The 2,805-nt window shown below is 48.2% G+C and carries 2 protein-coding genes; both read right to left on the bottom strand.

The annotated features are described in order from the left end of the window. Nucleotides 1-307 precede the first annotated feature (307 nt). The gene (locus A1D16_RS10560) at nucleotides 308-1,129 is read right to left on the bottom strand and encodes a universal stress protein (RefSeq protein ID WP_290709331.1); all 822 of its coding nucleotides are present in this window, start codon (nucleotides 1,127-1,129) and stop codon (nucleotides 308-310) included. Nucleotides 1,130-1,208: 79 nt separating this feature from the next. After that, the coding region (locus tag A1D16_RS10555; protein WP_290709330.1) for a gliding motility-associated C-terminal domain-containing protein at nucleotides 1,209-2,805 on the bottom strand (1,597 nt) is incomplete at its 5' end.

Below are 2,805 nucleotides of genomic sequence, written 5' to 3'. Positions count from 1 at the left end.
TCCTGGGCTTTGGAGGGAACAACCTTTCCCAGGCCGCTGTCCGGGCTATGAACAAGTAAACGTCGTAATGTACCAATTTCACTGGTTACATTGGCAAAAGCAATGTCTTTAGGCATACAGAAACTATTAATTAATAGATTGATTTACAGCAGTAGCAGGGGTACTTAGTCCGGGATATAAAAGTTCACCGGAAGTACCATAGAGGCAAATGATGGTATGGTTCTGCTGCTGTACAAGATGCCTCAAATGTAAGAAAACGCTCCAAATGAAGCGTTTTCGTTTAAAAAAAGATACCGTGGAAGGTCTTTTATTCATGTATGGCAACCAGTGGAACATGGGTATGATAGAGTAATTTCCGGGTATGGCTGGGGTTGAACAAGGAGGATAAAAAGCTGTGTTTCCTGGGCACGGTGATAATAATATCAATTTTTTTATCTTCTACAAAGGTTTGGATGGCGTCCAGGAAGTCGTTGATCCGGACAAAATAAAATTCAGGATTAAATCCTTCCAATAACTCTACCATATTTGCCCGTTCCGTTTTATATGCGGCGGAAAGTTCTACATAATGATCGGCATCTACGTTTACCACGTGTAAGCGGGCGTTGAAATTGGAAAGAACCGAGCGCAGGGCTTTGATGGGCGTGGTTTGCCGAACGTTTTTCATATCGGTAGCAAAAAGAATATTTTTAACCGACTGGTAAGTAGCCTGGGGAGGCACAATCAGCACCGGGCATACAGCCGAATGAGCCATATTGAGGGCATTGGTACCCATTAGCAATTGTTCGATCCGGGAGGCGCCGGTTAGGCCCATAACTACCATATCTGCACCGTTATGGCGAACATAGCGCGCCAGGTTTTCGGTAAGAGAGTCGCCTTCTTCCGCAATGATATCGATTGGTGAGCTGTGAGCCAGCTCATTAATCAGGTTGCCTAAAGCAAGTTCAGCTATTTCTTTCCGGGTGGAATTAGACAGGTCGAGGGGAGTGCCGTCGGTTCCTGCGGCAATTTTTCCGAAAACATGGTATAAAACCAGTTTAACATCGGGTGTTTCATTGGCAAGTGCAACCGCATACCGGGCAGCGTTTTTAGAGGTTTCTGAAAAATCAATAGGTAACAACCAGGTTTTCATGTGTAATTGTTTGATGGCGAATTGGATAATATAGGCTATAAATTAATCAATATAATTAGAAGAACAGGCATCAGGCCAATTATTTAATGAGGAGGAAGATGCCTTTTTTATGGATAACCCCGCAATAGGTTTCAGCACGAAGTACATAAACATACCCACCGTTTTCCTGAAGGGTACCGTTAAAGTAGCCATTCCAGCATTTATTGGAATTGGTTCCACTGAATATGAGCTGGCCGAAGCGATTGTAGATAGAGAACTCCTGCAGGTCGCGGATCAACCAGTTTTGGATACCAAAACAGTCGTTTTTTCCATCGCCGTTGGGGGTGAAGGCATTGGGCAACTGGTAACTGGTTTCTTTATCGCTGCCGGGCCGAACCAGGAGCGTATCTGAGACCAGCCCACACCGGTTTTCTGCCCAGGCAATATACTGGCCGGTTGTGCTTATGGTCCGTTGGGGCAATACCCCTCCATCCATCCAGTTGGAAAAATTACCATTGTTTACAACCGCTATCACTTGTATAGCCTGCCCCTCACAGATCGTCCGATCCGGCCCCAGCGATAATTCCGGGGGCAGTTCCCGGGAAATAGAAATGGTTTGTTCCGTGCTGCAACCGTCTAGTTCAGCTTCCACCGAATAGAGGCCCGGGGCAGCTACAAGTAGACTGCTTCCAACGGCTCCGGTCGACCAGTTTACCAGCGGCGCATTGGTAGCGGCAGTGAGTGTTATTTGTTCACCGGGGCAGAGGGTTGCATCCGGGGAAACGGTTAACTGGGGCGATGGCTTCAAAAGAACTGTTAGGGTGTCAGAATAGGTGCAGCCGTCCTTGCGAATATCTACATAATACCTGCCCGATTGAGCGATGCTTAGCGAGGTCGTTGTTGCGCCCGTGCTCCACAGGTACTGATCGCCCCCAGCGGGTGCATTTACCACAAAAGTAGCCGGTTCACAAAGCGACTGGTCAACGCCCAGGTCAACCAGGAGTGGAATGGCCCGGCTAACCGTTACAGAATCGCGGTAGCGGCAGCCAAAAGAGTTACTAGCCTCTACCCAGTAAAGGCCAGGTGATGTAATGGAAATAGAAGCGGAACTAGCGCCAGTGGACCAGTTGTAAACTGGATAACCAAGGTTGTCGGGCGCCAGTGTAATGGCCTGATCCTGGCAGATAATAGGATCGATCCCTAAACTGAGAACAGGATCGGGTAAGGAAAATACCTGCAGCGTATCGGTAAAGCTGCAATTGCCGTTCTGCACGGTTAAATAATACCGGCCGGTTTGATTGACTTCCAATTGGGGTAAGCTGGTTCCATTTTGCCAGGTATAGCTGTCCGCGGTGATAGGTGAACGAAGTGTGAAACTCGTATTTCTGCATATACTGGTATCTGCCCCAAAGGAAAACACCGGGCTCGGCGCCATATTCACCAGGATCGTATCGGTGGCCACGCAGCCCGCGCGGGTTACCATGTCCAGCCAATATTTTCCCGCTGCATTTACGCTGGTTACAAGGGTAGTAGCGCCCGTCGACCATTGGTACTGCGTTCCATTTAACTCCGTTGCACGCAACTCCAGCGTCGATAACTCACATAAACTCGTATCGTTCCCAAGTATCGACGACGGTGGACCCACCACCGTAATCGTTTTGCAAAATGCTGTTTGAGTTGATAAACCCTCATCGACC

It is taken from the genome of Flavihumibacter sp. CACIAM 22H1 (assembly GCF_001601815.1).
Taxonomy (GTDB): Bacteria; Bacteroidota; Bacteroidia; order Chitinophagales; family Chitinophagaceae; genus Flavihumibacter.
Note: the sequence above shows the minus strand (reverse complement) of the source record. Positions and strands in the feature narration are given on the sequence as shown.

What these genes read in the sequence shown, in the direction of transcription:
- A1D16_RS10560 (WP_290709331.1), bottom strand. Translation starts at nt 1,129, where the DNA reads ATGAAAACCTGGTTGTTACCTATTGATTTTTCAGAAACCTCTAAAAAC.